Genomic DNA, 15,631 nt, shown 5'->3' with positions numbered 1-15,631 from the left:
GAACACAAGCGCAGGGAACGCCTGCTCTGGCCAAGCCAACGAAACCGAAAATCACGAAAACGGAGCAGCCCATGAAGCTAACATCCGCGCAGGTCAAGCAGACCGTCAATCAACTCGGCGCTCAGGTGCTGCCCGACGAGCATCCCGCCATGCCCCAGCTCAGCAGCATGTTCGGCGAGCACACGTTCTTCGTCGATGAGTCAGGACTCAAGGTTGTCGAACCCACCCCATCGCCCGCGACGGACCGTCAGAGCGGCGAAGTTGTCAGTCTCGCCAACTGGGCCGATTCAGACCTGACGCGCCTGACGGCGCATGAGCCCGAGCCGACCGGCGTGATCGTGGTGTTCGAGCAGATGAAGCACTGACGCCACCAGGGCGCGTAAAGCGGGCGGTTGGTCGTGGCGAAATCGGCCAGAGGAAGTGGCGCGCCACGGCCAATGGGCACTGCGGTCTTTCATTGGGCCTCATGGGCACCGGCTCGATGCCGGATGCCCTGACTACGGGCGGGTTAAAAGCGCCGTTGAGTTGCTGAACGATGATCACGACGTGAGGCTCCGGGCTGAGCCGGTTTGGCGCTCACCTCGGAGCGCCGAAACACTGCAGACTCGCCAACAAATGAGATCAGCCACGAAATGGCTGGATCGAATGAACTGTTACCGTGGGATTGCGACTAATAGCTTATAGCCGGCATCAGGGGGTGCGGCATCGAACGAAGCTGAACCGTCCTGCAATCATCGTCATCCTCTGCGGCCTCATATTTCTCGAGCTTCGGCGACGAAGTAGCGGATGGGCGCGAATAGTCATATCCCATCAGTTGTCGTGGGCTCGGCGCGAGCTTGTCCTGGGCTGGGCAAGCTTGGTTGGGTGATCGCCATGTCAACTATCATGCGACCAATGCGTCAAAAGGCCGTTGGCCGCATCGAACAAGCCTCTAAAGCCGCATATGAACGCACCACTCTGAATGCGCTGGGTGGATCATTGGTCAATCCGGAGCTTTTGAGATGTATGCATTGAGCCAGAACAAGGCTTTCGTGTTTCTCGTGTTGCTTGTCAGTTGTTCAGTTGCACCGATATTGCCAGCCGCGGCTCAGGGAAGATCCGGCGGGGATTGCGTATTTTGTTACATGGTTTGTGACCGACATTACACCGGGGCGGCGATCTTAAGCTGTTAAGCTGTCGTTCGGACTGCAATAGAAATCGTTGTATCCAGGCAAATAAGACCGGCTGCAATCGCGGCTGGCATCATACGGCAATGGGTTGCAAGCCCAATCCGCCCGGGTGGCGACCGGGGTCGCGGCTCCCGCCCGGCGAAGTTCCTTACTGACCTCTCGACGATATCTTTCGAACGATTGCTTCAAGCTTGAAGGGCGGTCAGATGCGCGTAGACGCTCCAAAGCTCAGGATGCTCAGTGTCGTCTTTTGGATCCTGTTGCTGCCTTGCATGTTCTACAATTTGTATCGCAAATACCAATCGCTCGACGCGTGCCGATTCCAGCAGATCGAATTGGAGGCCCTCGACGCCACGATTCGGGGAACCGGGAAATAGGGATGAGCAATATCGCGGACGCAGCTCCAAACAACATGAGGTACGGCCTCTTTATGGGTGCGGTTGGTATCCTGATGATCGGCTGGACGATCGCTTACGGGTACGCGAACTATCAAAGCGATGAGTGCTTGAAGAGTGCCAAGACCCGTATCGATAGCATTAGGACGCACATGGTGCCCGGCAACGCAGCCAAACAAGAAAGATAAGCCGAAAAAAGATTGCCATCTGAATGGCTGCGCCACGGTTCGTGACGCGCACAGGCCACAAATCGAGGCCGGCCAACCCAGGCCATTGTTCAGAGTGGCGCGCCCGACACGATTCGAACGTGTGACCTTTGCCTTCGGAGGGCAACGCTCTATCCAGCTGAGCTACGGGCGCAACGAGGCCTCATGTAGCCGATTGGCGAGGGGCGGGCAACCGCTTCTCGCCGCGGCGGCCTAGCTAGGCCGATTTGCGCCGCCCGGGTGCCGGAACCGGGTCGCGGCCGAGGCCGGCGAACTCGGCGAGCCGCGTTCGGCGCAGATGACGCGATTGCGGCCGAGCCGTTTTGCCGCGTAGAGCGCTTGGGTAGAGCGCTTGGCCGGCCGCAGCTAACAGCCGGTCGGGCCCGCCGTCGCTCTCGCCCGGAACGTGGCTGGCGACCCCGACGCTGAGGGTGACGTGGTCGCCAGCCCCCGTGGCGCCATGGGCGATCCGCAAGGCCATGACGGCACTTCGGATCTCGTCGGCGACGGCATAGCCGGCATCGCAGCCGGTCGGTCGAGCGCGACCAGGTCGGCGAGGCAATGTCGCTTGGTCTCGTAAAAGCCTGCCAGTGCTTCGTCGTGCCGATCACTTCCAAGGCCGCGACGCCGGTCAGCCGCTCGCAGGCTCTGTTCCAGATCACGACGCGGCGCTTCGGGTCGATCACGAAGGTCGGCACCACCAGATGCTGCATCAGCCGCACCGCGTAAGAATCGGCGACGTCTACGGTTTTGTCGAGCTTCGCCATGTCAGGCCACCGCCGCCACGGGAGCGACGCCGGCGCCGAACAGCTTGCGTACCTCGGCGGGCGGCTTGGCCGCGCTGAACAGATAGCCCTGCATCTCGGTGCAGCCGAGTGCGCGCAGCATCTCGCGCTGGGCCTCGGTCTCGACGCCTTCGGCGACCGTGGTCATGGTGCTGGCCGCGGCGATGTTCACCACCGCCTGCACGATGACCGGCGCACCGCTCGCCTCCGCCATATCGGCGACGAAGCAACGGTCGATCTTGATCTTGTCGAACGGGAATCGCTTCAGATAGCTCAGCGAGGAGTAGCCGGTGCCGAAATCGTCAAGCGCGATGCGCACGCCGATCGAGCGGAGCTGGTGCAGGATGGAGAGTGCCACCTCGTCGTCGCGGATCAGCACGGCCTCGGTGATCTCGAGCTCGAGCCGGCGCGGGTCTAGCCCGGAGGCGGCGAGTGCGCCGGCGATCTTGAGGGCGAGCGTGTCGCATTTGAGCTGCACGGGTGAGACGTTGACCGCGAGCCGCACATGCGCCGGCCAGGTCGCGGCCTCGTTGCAGGCCGTGCGCAGCACCCAATCGCCGAGCTCGTTGATCAACCCGGTATCCCCGGCGACCGGAATGAATTCGGCCGGCGACACCATGCCGCGTTGGGGATGCCGCCAGCGCAGCAACGCCTCGCAGCCGGAGACCTAGTTCGTGCGCAGATCGACCAGCGGCTGGTAGTGGATCTCGAAACCGCCATCCACCAGAGCCTGGCGCAGATCCTGCTCCAGGATGAGGCGGGCCTTGGCGCTCGCATCCATCGCCGGCACGAAGAAGCGGTAGGTGCGCCGGCCGCCCGACTTAGCGCCGTACATCGCAAGGTCGGCGTTCTTGATGAGCTGATCGAGATCGGTGCCGTCCTGCGGCGCCAATGCGATCCCGATGCTGACATCGGTCGAGAGCTGATGGCCAAGCGCGGTTTGCCGGCCTCGTCGCGAATGCCGATCCGGGTCGAAGTGATATAGCGCAGCCCCATGCCCGGCATCTGCCAGGCGTGTTCGTCCTTGAACAATCCCTTGGTCGATTTCAGCGCGCTGGTGTCGTCTTCGGTGATATGGGCGGCGGGCGCTTCGGGAAAGATGTCGAAAGCGGTCTTGCCGACGACATCCTGACGCGACTGGCCGAATAGCTGTTCGGCGACGCCATTGAGCAGCAGATATTGCCGGGTACTGGCGTCCTTCACGGTGATCTGCGAGGGGATATGGTCGATGATCTCGCGGAGGAAGGTGTAGTTGCGGTCGCGCTCCTGCTCCAGATTACGTCGTTCGGTAATCTCCTCGATCGTGGCGACCCATCCGCCCTGCGCGAGCGGGGTGTTGATGACCTGGAAGGCGCGGCCGTTGGGCAGCTCATGGACCCTGGTGGAGACCGTGCCTTCGGCGACGATCCTCATGACGTCGGCGCAAAACGCCTCGACGTCGCCATCGAACGCTCCGCGTTCCTTGCGATGGTACATCGCCTCGTGGATGTGGCAGCCGGGCTTGATGACGTCCGACGACAGGCCGAACATGTCGGCATAACGGCGGTTGCAGGTGACGATGTATCCGGCGGCGTCGTACAGGATCAGCCCTTGCGTCATGTTGTTCAGGGCGGTGTCGAGCCGACGCCGCTCCGATTCGATTCGCTCTTGGGTCTCGCGGTTCTGCCGGTTGATCTGGCGAATGATGAGATAGAGAATAAGTGCGATGATCGTGGCCGAGACCGTGGCGGCGGTCACCATGAGCCTAGTCTGCTCGCGCCAGTCCGCCAGCGCCGAATCCATCGTATTGGTTGCCATGATCAGAATGGGAAAATGCGCCAGCTGCGCACCCGCACCCAGCCGGCCCACGCCATCGATCGGGCTCTTCTCGATCCGCACTGTCTGCCGACCACCCTTGGCGACGATCTTCCGTAGTAAGGGGCCACTGGCGTAACTCTTGCCGATCAACTCCTCGGCATGCGGGTGACGCGCCAGCATCGTGCCGCCGCGGTCGAGCAGCGAGATCGCTGCGCCCCTTCCAAGCGCAACAGACGAGAAGAACTTCTGGTAGCTCTCGGGGTCGATCCGGCGAACCATGATGCCGAGCAGTTCGCCCGCCGGGTTTGTCAGCCGGCGTGCGACCACCGTCGTCCATTTGCCGATCAGAAAGCTGCGCACGGTCTCCAGCAGCACCGGCTCGGACTGGGGATTGGACTTGAAGGTCTGGAAATAGGCGCGGGAGGAGATATTGATCTTCGGCAGCGGCTCGTTGCGGGACCAGTTGATGATGTCGCCGTTGGCGTCGTAGATCGCGATGTCTCCGAGATAGTTCACGGCGCCGATCTTGTTCGTGAGCATGCGACGCGCTTCTGCGCTCGACATGCGCTCGTTGAACATTTCGGGCGAGGTGATATCCGACAGGTTCATCTGGGCGATCAAATCGGCCGCAACGATCTCGGAATCCTCAAACTGCTGATCGAAATGGCGGGTCAACAGCAGGACGGTATTTTCCAGCTCGCGCTCGCTATTGACCAGCGCTCGCTCGCGAAACTCGCCCACGGTCACGATGGTGGCGACAAAGATGCCGGCGACGAGCAGCGCGCCACTCAGGGTCAGCCACAGCACGGGGCCACGCCGCGAAACCGTCGCCCAGCAGGATCTCGCGGCCAAACGCATGCTTGATGCAATCGTGGAAACGACCTGACGCATTCCCCCACCCTCCGAGGGATATGCATACTCTCGACAAGTGGCACAAAGCTTAGGAAAGCCGGTGTTTAATAGCGGCAATGCCTTAGTCCAATGCGGCGAGCGAGGAACCACGTCGAATCGTCTTCAGATTGTGCATTGCGCAAATGCCATGAGGACAGCCGCACTGTTAATGCCGAGTTAATGCGAGACGCCTCCCGCCTTCTTGGCACCCGCATTACGCAGCCGTCCGACCACCCCGGTCGGGAAGAAATAGACGCTGGCGATGAAGAGCAGCCCGAGCCAGAGCAGCCAGCGGTCGGGATGCAGCAGTCCCGGGAGCAGCGGCAATCCGGTTTCCGATGCCGCCTTGGAGGCGACGCCCATCAGCGACTGGAGATAGTTCTGGGCGAGGATAAAGATCGCGGCGCCGATGATCGCGCCATAGATCGTGCCCATGCCGCCGATCACCACCATCAGCAGAATGTCCAGCATGATCGAGAAGCTGAGCGAGGTGTCGGGGCCGGCATAGCGCAGCCATAGCGCGTTCAGGATGCCGGCGCTGGCGGCGACCAGTGCGGCGAGGCAATTGGCATAGGTCAGGTGGAAGACGGTGCGGAAGCCGAGCGCTTCGGCGCGGAAGCGGTTTTCGCGGATTGCCTGCAACACCCGCCCGAACGGCGAGTTCACCACCCGCAACAAAGCGAGGATCATCACGGCCGAGGTGGCGAACACCAGATAGTAGGTGAGGATCCGGCCGTTGACCTCGAAACCGAAGAGGCTTTTGGAGATCAGGACCGTGCCGGGCCTGAGCAATTCCGGCAGTTGAAAGCTGCGTCCGTCCTCGCCGCCGGTCAGCCAGGACAGCTGGGAAGCCAGCACCTGGAAGGCGGAGGCGACCGCGAGCGTGATCATGGCGAAGAAGATCGCGGCGACCCGCAGCGAGAACAGGCCGATGGCGAGCGCGAGCAGGGCGGCGAGCGGCAGGCCGACCACGATGCCGGTTGCGACCGCGGCCCAATTCGGGCCCATCCCATACAGTGCGATCGCGATCGCGTAGCTGCCGATGCCGTAGAACATAGTGTGAGCGAACGACACCGAGCCGGTATAGCCGAGCAGCAGGTCGTAGGACGCAACAAGGGCCGCGAAGACGCAGATCTTGGCCGCGACGTTCAGCGCCTTGGCGCCCGGGAACAGGAACGGCGTCGCCGCCAGCGCCAGGATGATGACGATGAGAACGAGGGTGAGGACGCGGCTCTTCGGCGGATCGCCTGACAGGATCATCATCGACTGGTCACCGCATAGAGGCCGCGCGGCCGCCACATCAGAATGGCGACCATCAGCAGGATGTTGGAGACGAGCGCGAGCTTCGGCACCAGGAAGCCGCCGTAGTTGGCGACCATCGCGACCAGGATGGCGCCGATGAAGCAGCCGCCGATCGAGCCGAGGCCGCCGATGATGACGACGATGAAGATCAAGACGGTGAGGTCGTCGCTCATGGAGGCGTGGACCTGCTCGCGATAGAGCGCCCACATCTCGCCGCCGAGGCCGGCGAGCGCCGATCCCGTCATGAACACGCCGAGAAACAGGCGGCGGATGCGATAGCCGAGCGCCTCGACCATCTCGCGGTTCTCGACGCCGGCGCGGATCAGAAGCCCGAGCTTGGTGCGGTTGAGCACGGTCTGGATCGCAATGAAGACGACGAGGCCGATCAGCGTCGCCAGCACACGGTACTTCGCGATCGCGACGTCGCCGATGATGAAGGAGCCGCGCAGCGAGGTCGGCAGCGGCGCCGGGATGATCTGTGGTCCCCACAGCGCATAGAGCGTCTGCTCCGCGACGATCAGGCCGCCGGTCGTCATCAGGATCTGCTTCAGGTGCTGACCGTAGACGGGGAGGATCAGCACGCGCTCGACGATCAGGCCGAGCGCGCCGGACACCGCCATCGACAGCAGCGCCGCCGGCGCCAGCACGGCGAGGTTCACCCACAGTGAATCCGCCTGCACCGAAGCTGCGAACGGCGCCAGCACCAGGGTCGCGACATAGGCGCCAACCGCGATGAACGCGCCATGGCCGAAATTGAGCACGTCCATCAGGCCGAACACCAGCGTCAGCCCCGAGGCCATGATGAAGATCATCATGCCCATGGCGAGGCTCGCGGCCGTCAACGTCAGCCAGGTGCTGGGCGAGCCGATCAGCGGGATCGTGACCAGCGCCAGCGCGATCGGCAGTAGGATCGGCGCGATGTCGCGCTTCGGCTTCGGCAGCGGATCGGTTGCAGCAAGTTCGGTCACTGATGCGTCTCCAGGCTCAGGCCCAACAGCCGCTCCTGGAGCGGCACGTCGGACGCCAGGGCTGCCATGTCGCCGCGATGGACGATGGTGCCGTTATCCATGACCAGCACGTTGTCGCCAAGCTCGCGGGCGGCGAAGAAATTCTGCTCGACCAGGAGAATGGTGGCGCCCTTGCGCTTGATCTCCTTGAGGCACTCGATCAGCGCCATCACGATGGCGGGTGCCAGTCCCTTGGTCGGCTCGTCGATCAGCAAGAGCTTGCGCGGTTCGATGATGGCGCGCGCGATCGACAACATTTGCTTTTGTCCGCCCGAGAGACTTCCCGCGCGCGACAACCAGAACCGGCGCAGCGCCGGGAAGAAGCCAAAAATCCAGTCGAGCTGGCTGTCGTCGAGCGGTCCGTCGCGGGCCGCCAGCACCAGGTTCTCCTTGACCGTGAGGTCGGAGAACACCGCCATGCTCTCCGGCACATAGCCGACGCCGAGCCGCGCGATATCGGGCGTGGTGTGGCTCTCGATGCGTTCGCCTGCGAGGCTGATCTCGCCCTTGGAAGCCTGCCAGAGACCCATGATCGTGCGCAGCGTCGTGGTCTTGCCGGCGCCGTTGCGGCCGAGCAGCATGGTGGTCTGCCCCTGCGCGACGGCAAGATCGATGCCTTGGAGAATGTGGTAGCGGCCGATATGGGTGTGCACGCCGGAGAGCTTGAGCAGGTCTGTCATGCTGCGCTCCCTGATGTCGCGCTCTCCGATGTCGCGTTCTTGGGAGCAATGCCGAGATAGGCTTCCTGCACGATCGGTGAGGCGATCACCTCGGCCGGCGAGCCATCGGCAACGAGTTGCCCGTTATGCAGCACGATGATGCGGTCGGCGAGCGAGCGCACCACGTCCATCTTGTGCTCGACCAGGAGGATGATCTTGCTCCTGTCTTGCTTGAGCTGTGAGATCAGGTTCAGCACCACGGGCACCTCGTCGATGCTCATGCCGGCGGTGGGCTCGTCGAACATGAACACCTTCGGCTCCAGCGCGATCATCAGCGCGACTTCGAGCTTGCGCTGGTCGCCATGCGACAGCGCGGTCGCCGTGACGCCGCGGCGGGTGCCGAGCGCGACTTGGTCCAGGATGGCATCGGCGCGCGCGATCAGGTCGCGGCGGACCATCCAGGGCCGCAGCATGTCGTAATGAGTGCCGTTCGCGGCCTGCACGGCGAGGCGGACGTTCTCTTCCACCGTCAGGTTCGGGAACAGATTGGTGAGCTGGAAGGCGCGCCCCAAGCCTGCGCGGGTACGCAGCGGCGCGGAATGCTGGGTGATGTCGGTGCCGTCGAACAGGACGCTGCCGCCGGACGCGCGCAACTGGCCCGAGATCAGGTTGAAATAGGTGGTCTTGCCGGCGCCGTTCGGCCCGACGATGGCGGTGAGCTCGCCCGGACGGAACGTGCAGGTGACGTTGTTGACCGCGACATGGCCACCGAAGCGGATCGTCAGGTCGCGCGTTTCTAACGTCAGAGCCATTTGAAGTCTCGATCGAGTCCGGCGAATGGGAACGAAGATATATCCGCGATCACGCTGCGCTCCCTCCCCCGCTTGCGGGGGAGGGCTGGGGAGAGGGTGCCTCCACAGGCAAGAAGAACCTCAAAGATGAGAAAGCCCTCACTCGGCGCTCCGCGCCGACCTCTCCCGCAAGCGGGAGAGGTGAAGCCTCAGCGCTTATTGCGGACCGGAACGTCCATGTCCTCGATCTTCAGCTCGCGCACCGGCTCGAGCACAGCCCAGGCGACGTTCGGATCGACCTTGACCTTGAAGTGATACATGCTCTGCAGCGCCTGATGGTCCTCTTTGCGGAACATCATCTTGCCCTTCGGCGTGTCAAACTCGAGCCCTTCCATGGCTGATATGAGCTTCTCGGTGTCGGTCGATTTCGCCTTGGTGACGGCGGCGACGACGGACATCGCGGCCGCAAAACCGCCCGCGGTGAAGAAGTCCGGCGGCGCGTTGAAGCGCTTCTGGTGCTCGGCAACCAGCCAGTCGTTCACCGGGTTCTTCGGGATCGCATAGAAATAATAGGTCGCGCCTTCCATGCCGGGCAGGCCCTTGTAGGCGGCGAGCGCCGGCAGGATGTTTCCGCCGGTCGACAGCTCGATGCCGTAGCGCTTCGGATCCATGTCCTGGAGCTTTGCCAACGGATTGCCGGCGCCGGCCCAGATCACCCAGATCACCTTGCGGCCGGGCTTGTCCTTCAGCGCGTCGAACAGGCGCTGGCCGGCCGCGGTGAAGTCGGTGGTCGAGGTCGGCGCATATTCCTCGGCGGCGAGCGTCGCGCCGGTCTTGGCGAGCGCCTCCTTGAAGGCGGCGACGCCGTCGCGGCCAAAGGCGTAGTCCTGCGCCAACGTCGCCACGGTGACGCCCTGCTTGCCGATCGCGACCGCGTTGGAGATCGCGTCCTGCGAGGAGTTGCGCGCGGTGCGGAAGATGTAGCGATTCCACTTCTCGCCGGTAATCTGGTCCGCGACTGCGGGCTCGACGATCAGGATCTTCTTGTTCTCTTCGGCGACAGGGAGAATGGCCAGCGCCGCGGCCGACGAGGTCGTGCCGATCGCGATGTCGGCCTTGTCGTCCTGATAGGCTTCGGCGAGCGCAGCCTTGGAAAGGTCCGGCTTGCCCTGGTCGTCCTTGGTGATGATGACGATCTTGCGACCGTCGAGCGTCATGGTGCCCTTGGTGGCGTATTCGAATCCCATCTGCAGGCCGGTCTCGGTCTGCTTGGCATAGGCCTCCAGCGGGCCGGTCTTGCCGTAGATCAGCGCGACCTTGAGGTCGTCGGCCTTCACGGAGGTGCTCGCGGCCAGGGCGAGAATGGTTGTTGTTATGATGAGTGATCGACGCACGATGGTCCCTCCTGATTCAAAGTTTCTCGGCAATAGCGATTTGCATAACAGTTCGGACATTGCAATTAAACCTTCCGGCTGAGCCGCTGGCGTAGCGCATGCATCATTTCCAGGCGTGCCGTGCCGCGCGTTGCGCGCCGTGATCGGGCGCAGCTCCCTCGAGCTGGCGCCAATCCGATTGGGCCTCTTCCGCGCTCTCGAAGATATGCGGCGCGACGCCGCGCCTCTCCAGGGCTTCGCCGAGCTTGATGCGCAGGAAGCCGGAGGTCGTGTAGCGCGACACGCCGGTATAGAAGCGGTCGACGAGGCTGCGGACCATGGCCGAGTAATCGTCCAGCAGCTCGGGCAGGACCGAGAAGTGGTCGTAATTGACGATGGCGTAGACCTTGTGGCCGAGCGGGGTGAGCCTGGCTTCGACCATCCGCGCGATGGCGTCGATGTCGGCCTTACTGCGCAGGGGATAGCGCTCCAGATTGACGAAGAACAGGTTCTGCTGCTCGTCGAGCGTAAAGCGCTGGTCGAGCGGGATGGCGAGCAGCCGCTCGCGCAGCTCCATCGGATCGTCGCGGAAGATGCGCGCATCCATCGGAGCGGGATCGCGCGGAATCAGCGGCTTGAAGTCCATCAGGCGCAGAATGTCGCGTTCGATGTCGATGCCGGGCGCGGCTTCCGTGAGCTCGAGCCCGTCGGGCCGCAGTTCGAAAACGCAACGCTCGGTGACATACAGCACGCGCTGCCTGCGCGCGGCGGCGAAGGCGCCGCTGAAGGTGACGTGCTCGACCTTGTCGACGAATTTGCGTGCCGTCGCCTCGTCCAGGATCGAAAGCCTGCCGTCGTTCACCGCAATGCGCTGCTTGCCGGCACCGAACGTGCCGACGAACACGACCTCCTTGGCATTCTGGCTGATGTTGATGAAGCCGCCGGCGCCGGCAAGCTTTGGCCCGAACTTGCTGACATTGAGATTGCCGGCACGGTCGATCTGGGCAAGGCCGAGGAAGGCGGCATCGAGGCCGCCGCCGTCATAGAAATCGAACTGATAGGGCTGATCGATCACGGCCTGTGTGTTGATCGCCGCGCCGAAATCGATGCCGCTGGCCGGGATGCCGCCGATCACGCCGGGCTCGGCGGTCAGGGTGATGAGGTCGATGATCCGCTCCTCATTGGCGACCGAGGCGATCCCCTCCGGCATGCCGATGCCGAGATTGACGACGCTGTTGGCCTTGAGCTCGAAGGCGGCCCGCCGCGCGATGATCTTGCGTCCGCTCATGGGCATCACCGGCAGCGAGGTCGTGCGGACCCGGATCTCGCTGCTGAACGCGGGATTGTATTGGGTGCCAAACGTCTGCCAGTGGTGCTCGGGCCTTGCCACCACGACGCAATCGACAAGGATTCCGGGTATCTTCACCTGGCGCGGATTGAGGCTGCCGCTTTCCGCGACCCGTTCGACCTGGGCGATGACGATGCCGCCGGAATTATGCGCGGCCATAGCGATGGCGAGCGCTTCCAGCGTCAGCGCCTCCTTCTCCATGGTGAGGTTGCCGTCGGGATCGCCGGTGGTGGCGCGGATGATGCCGACATGGATCGGGAAGGTCTTGTAAAGCAGGCATTCTTCACCGTGAACCGTGATCAGCTCCACCATGTCCTCGGTGGTGCGGGCATTGAGCTTGCCGCCGCCATGGCGCGGATCGACGAAGGTGCCCATGCCGACGCGGGTGATGTGGCCGGGGCGGTGCGCGGCAATATCGCGGAACAGATGCGTGATCACGCCCTGTGGCAGGTTGTAGGCCTCGATCTGGTTGGCGATCGCGAGCTGCTGCAGTTTTGGCGCGAGGCCCCAATGGCCGCCGATCACGCGGCGCAGCAGGCCCTCATGGGCGAAATGGTTGAGGCCGCGATGCTTGCCGTCGCCCTGGCCGGCGGCATAGACCAGTGTCAAATTGCGCGGCTTGCCCTGGGTATAGGGCGCGTCGTCCTCATCCGAGAGGTAGAGCTCCTCCAGCGCCAGCGCGATCTCCTCGGCAAAGCCGATGCCGACGAAGCCGCCGGTTGCCACGGTGTCGCCGTCGCGGATCAGCATGACGGCTTCCGCCGCCGTGACGACCTTGCCCTTCTCCGAATTGCGCAGGTAAGGCAACACTGGGTGCTGGCTCACGGCGTTCCTCCCGCTATCTGGACCGCATACGTTTGTTCTTGCTTTGCAGCCATCCTATCGCGCGGAGCGGTCCTGGAACAGGCCGCTCCGCGCCGATTGAATGGGGGTCGGCTCGTTTAGCGCGGCACTATTTTGCGGGTTTCGGTGGCGAAGTAAACTGAGACGATGGTGACGAGCGCAAGAGCAATCATGTAGGCCGAGATCGGCCAGGTCGCCGGCGCGTAGGCCGTCATCAGGCCGGTGGCGATCAGCGGCGACAGCGCGCCAGCGAAGATCGAGGCGAGATTGTAGCCGAGGGAGACGCCGCTATAGCGCACCTTGGTGCCGAACAACTCCGACAGGAAGCTCGCCTGCGGGCCGTACATCGCCGCATGGCCGATGGCCAGACCCAGCACGATCGCGATCCAGGCGAGTTGCGGATTCTTGGTCGCCAGCAGCATGAACAGCGGGAACGACATCAGCGCCGAGAACACCGCGCCGAAGATGTAGATCGGCCGCCGTCCGACGCGATCGGACAGCGCGCCGAAGGCGGGAATGGTGAAGGTCTCGATCGCGGCTCCGATCAGCACGCCGTTGAGCATGTCCTGCTTGTTCATGCCGAGCGATTGCGTCGCGTAGGCGAGCACGAAGGTGGCATAGATGTAGAAGAAGCCATTCTCCGCGAATCGCGCGCCCATCGCCAGCAGGATGTTCTTGGGGTACATGCGGATCGCGTCGACGATCGGCATCTTCACCTCCTGCTTGCTGTCCTTGACCTTCTGGAACTCCGGCGATTCCGCGATGGTGAAGCGGATCCACAGGCCGACCAGCACCAGTGCGATCGAGAACAGGAACGGGATGCGCCAGCCCCAGGCATAGAGCTGGGCGTCGGTCAACATCGAGGACACCACCGAGAACACCAGCGTGCCGAGCACCAGGCCGAGCGGGGCGCCGAGCTGCGGCCAGCTGCCGTAAAAGCCCTTCTTGTCCGCCGGTGCGTGCTCGACTGCCATCAGCACGGCGCCGCCCCATTCGCCGCCGAGGCCAAAGCCCTGGATCAGGCGGCAGGCGACGAGCAGGATTGCAGCCCAGATGCCGGCGGTCTCGTAGGTCGGCAGGAAGCCGATCGCCGCGGTCGCGGCGCCCATGATCAGGAGCGTGAGATAGAGCATGGTCTTGCGGCCGATCTTGTCGCCGTAATGGCCGAACACGACGCCGCCGAGCGGACGCGCGATGAAGCCGAGCGCGTAGGTCGCGAATGCCAGCAGCGTGCCGACCGCCGGATCGAAGGTCGGAAAGAACAGCTTGTTGAAAATCAGCGCCGCGGCGGTGCCATAGAGGAAGAAATCGTACCACTCGATGGCCGTGCCGATCAGGCTCGCGGTGGCGACCGTCACGTGCGACGGCTGTTTCGCCTGAAGCTGATGGACTGTGATCGCTTCACTCATCTGGCGTACTCCCTGTTTGCGAATGCGCACGTGCAGCATGCGTCATTGTGCAAAGCGAAGAGCAAGCTCCGCGCCAGATGCTGTTCATTTGCGCAAAATGGCTGAAAATCCAGCAGTTTCAGCGTTGGCTCCGGGACAGAGCGGCAACGCGCGCTGTCAGGAATCCGAGACTCCGGACGCGCCGTGTCTCGAAACTCAGACGGCGGCCGGTCCCGCGGCGAGGCCGAACTTGGCAAGCTTCTTGTAGAACGTAGCGCGCGAGATGCGCAGCATCTTGGCGGCTTCGGAGATCTGGCCGTTGCTGGCGGCGAGCGCTTGCTCGAGTGTGTGCTTCTCGAATTCCGCCTCGGCCTCGGCATAGGGCACCACGAAGCCGGCCGCGCGGACCGGCGCAGCGAGCCGGGTCTCCGTGCCGACAGGAAGGATGCGCACGAAATCGTCGCCGGTCAGCCGCCCGGAATCGCTGAGGATCAACGCGCGCTCCAGGATGTTGCGAAGTTCCCGGACATTGCCCGGCCAGTCGTAGCAGGCAAGCGCGGCGAGCGCGCTCGGCGTGATCTTGGCGCTGACGTAATCGCCGGACGCGCTGATGTCCTCGAGCAGCCGGGCGCTGATCTCGGGAAGATCACCAAGGCAGTCGCGCAGCGGCGGCAGCTCGATCGAGAGCACGTTGAGCCGGTAATAGAGGTCGGCCCGGAACGCGCCGTCGCTGACGCGCTTGCGCAAATCGACATTGGTGGCGGCGACCACGCGCACGTCGACCTTCGAGACCTTGTCCGAGCCGAGCGGCTCGATCTCGCGCTCCTGCAGCACGCGCAACAGTTTGGCCTGCAACTGCAGCGGCATCTCGCCGATCTCGTCGAGAAACAGCGTGCCGCCGTCGGCGATCCGGAATTTTCCCTCGCGGCCCTTGCGGTCCGCGCCGGTATAGGCGCCGGGCACGGTACCGAAAAACTCGGCTTCGATCAGCGTGTCGGGAATCGCCGCGACATTGACGCTGACGAACGGCTTGTCCGCGCGCGATGAAGCGTTGTGGATCGCCTGCGCCAGCATTTCCTTGCCGGTCCCGGTCTCGCCGGTGAGAAGCACCGTGACGCTCTGCCGCGCGGCGCGCCCTGCGAGCTCCTTGGCCTGCGCGATTCCCGGTGTCACGCCGACGAAGTCCGCGAACGTGAAGCGCGCCGCGCGGGCGTTGGACAATTGCCGCCGCGCCAGACGCAGGTCGCTCTCGAGCTGGCTGACGCGGGCCAATAGCGGCTTGAGGCTCTCCAGATGGTCATAGAGCACGAAGCCGATCGCGCCGATGACCTTCCGGTTCTCGTCCTCGATCGGCATCCGCGTGACCACGAGCTGCTCGCCGCCGAGCTCCATGATGTCGAGCAGGATCGGTTCGCCGGTTTCGGCCACCTTCCGCATCAGGCTGTTCGGGATGATCTCCTCGATCGGCCGTCCGATCGCTTCCGCAATATGCTTGAGGCCAAGCGCGGCGAGGTATTTCTCGTTGACGTAGACGACCCGCCCGCCGCGGTCGATCGCAATCGCGCCCTCGCAGAGGTGCTCCAGCCGCTCGAACAGCGTCACCATCGCCCGCGCGCGGACATAGGCGGGATCGTTGACGGCGGAAGAGAGAGTGGACATGGCATGCCTCGCGGGAAG

At 63.7% G+C, this 15,631-nt stretch carries 11 protein-coding genes, 1 tRNA gene and 2 pseudogenes; 2 read left to right on the top strand and 12 right to left on the bottom strand.

Annotated features, from left to right (window positions below; translation table 11 throughout):
* Positions 1 to 71 precede the first annotated feature (71 nt).
* The gene (locus tag IVA82_RS05780; protein WP_148737130.1) at positions 72 to 365 is read left to right on the top strand and encodes a hypothetical protein; all 294 of its coding nucleotides are present in this window, start codon (positions 72 to 74) and stop codon (positions 363 to 365) included.
* Positions 366 to 1,548: 1,183 nt separating this feature from the next.
* On the top strand, positions 1,549 to 1,752 hold the full coding sequence (locus tag IVA82_RS05775; protein ID WP_247383647.1) for a hypothetical protein: 204 nt from the start codon (positions 1,549 to 1,551) through the stop codon (positions 1,750 to 1,752).
* Between the two features lie 95 nt (positions 1,753 to 1,847).
* On the opposite strand, the gene IVA82_RS05770 is transcribed toward IVA82_RS05775, so the two are convergent.
* From IVA82_RS05770 to IVA82_RS05715, 12 genes and pseudogenes are all read right to left on the bottom strand, one after another.
* Positions 1,848 to 1,924: transfer RNA gene (locus tag IVA82_RS05770), tRNA-Arg, on the bottom strand.
* A gap of 63 nt (positions 1,925 to 1,987) precedes the next feature.
* A complete protein-coding gene (locus IVA82_RS05765; RefSeq protein ID WP_247383676.1) occupies positions 1,988 to 2,332 on the bottom strand; it encodes a hypothetical protein in 345 nt (114 codons plus the stop codon).
* 95 nt (positions 2,333 to 2,427) lie between these two features.
* Positions 2,428 to 2,483, bottom strand: a pseudogene (locus IVA82_RS05760) (hypothetical protein); the annotation flags it as partial.
* Between the two features lie 55 nt (positions 2,484 to 2,538).
* Positions 2,539 to 5,243, bottom strand: a pseudogene (locus IVA82_RS05755) (EAL domain-containing protein).
* A 177-nt stretch (positions 5,244 to 5,420) separates the two neighbouring features.
* Positions 5,421 to 6,506, bottom strand: a complete 1,086-nt coding sequence (locus IVA82_RS05750) for a branched-chain amino acid ABC transporter permease (protein WP_247383646.1) — start codon at positions 6,504 to 6,506, stop codon at positions 5,421 to 5,423.
* A complete protein-coding gene (locus IVA82_RS05745; protein ID WP_247383645.1) occupies positions 6,503 to 7,513 on the bottom strand; it encodes a branched-chain amino acid ABC transporter permease in 1,011 nt (336 codons plus the stop codon). Before IVA82_RS05745 ends, IVA82_RS05750 begins: the two co-directional genes overlap by 4 nt.
* Positions 7,510 to 8,232, bottom strand: a complete 723-nt coding sequence (locus tag IVA82_RS05740; RefSeq protein WP_247383644.1) for an ABC transporter ATP-binding protein — start codon at positions 8,230 to 8,232, stop codon at positions 7,510 to 7,512. The genes IVA82_RS05745 and IVA82_RS05740 overlap by 4 nt, the downstream gene beginning before the upstream one ends.
* Entirely contained in the window at positions 8,229 to 9,023 is a 795-nt protein-coding gene (locus IVA82_RS05735; RefSeq protein ID WP_247383643.1) for an ABC transporter ATP-binding protein, read from the bottom strand. The genes IVA82_RS05740 and IVA82_RS05735 overlap by 4 nt, the downstream gene beginning before the upstream one ends.
* 188 nt (positions 9,024 to 9,211) lie before the next feature.
* Complete coding sequence (locus IVA82_RS05730; protein ID WP_247383642.1) at positions 9,212 to 10,396, bottom strand: substrate-binding domain-containing protein; 1,185 nt, start codon at positions 10,394 to 10,396, stop codon at positions 9,212 to 9,214.
* Between the two features lie 103 nt (positions 10,397 to 10,499).
* A complete protein-coding gene (locus tag IVA82_RS05725) occupies positions 10,500 to 12,548 on the bottom strand; it encodes an acyl CoA:acetate/3-ketoacid CoA transferase (RefSeq protein WP_346658706.1) in 2,049 nt (682 codons plus the stop codon).
* A 116-nt stretch (positions 12,549 to 12,664) separates the two neighbouring features.
* Complete coding sequence (locus IVA82_RS05720) at positions 12,665 to 13,975, bottom strand: MFS transporter (protein WP_247383641.1); 1,311 nt, start codon at positions 13,973 to 13,975, stop codon at positions 12,665 to 12,667.
* A gap of 195 nt (positions 13,976 to 14,170) precedes the next feature.
* Positions 14,171 to 15,613, bottom strand: coding sequence for a sigma 54-interacting transcriptional regulator (locus IVA82_RS05715; RefSeq protein WP_247383640.1), 1,443 nt, complete (start codon positions 15,611 to 15,613; stop codon positions 14,171 to 14,173).
* Positions 15,614 to 15,631 lie beyond the last annotated feature (18 nt).

Origin of the sequence: Bradyrhizobium sp. 142 (genome assembly GCF_023074015.1) — a bacterium.
Lineage (GTDB): Bacteria > Pseudomonadota > Alphaproteobacteria > Rhizobiales > Xanthobacteraceae > Bradyrhizobium.
This window is presented reverse-complemented; position numbering and strand designations above follow the sequence as displayed.

Bases quoted from the DNA above. Each gene is read 5' to 3' on its own strand.
- IVA82_RS05720 (WP_247383641.1), bottom strand. From the start codon at position 13,975: ATGAGTGAAGCGATCACAGTCCATCAGCTTCAGGCGAAACAGCCGTCG.
- IVA82_RS05740 (WP_247383644.1), bottom strand. From the start codon at position 8,232: ATGACAGACCTGCTCAAGCTCTCCGGCGTGCACACCCATATCGGCCGC.
- IVA82_RS05750 (WP_247383646.1), bottom strand. From the start codon at position 6,506: ATGATGATCCTGTCAGGCGATCCGCCGAAGAGCCGCGTCCTCACCCTC.
- IVA82_RS05775 (WP_247383647.1), top strand. From the start codon at position 1,549: ATGAGCAATATCGCGGACGCAGCTCCAAACAACATGAGGTACGGCCTC.
- IVA82_RS05715 (WP_247383640.1), bottom strand. From the start codon at position 15,613: ATGTCCACTCTCTCTTCCGCCGTCAACGATCCCGCCTATGTCCGCGCG.
- IVA82_RS05735 (WP_247383643.1), bottom strand. From the start codon at position 9,023: ATGGCTCTGACGTTAGAAACGCGCGACCTGACGATCCGCTTCGGTGGC.
- IVA82_RS05780 (WP_148737130.1), top strand. From the start codon at position 72: ATGAAGCTAACATCCGCGCAGGTCAAGCAGACCGTCAATCAACTCGGC.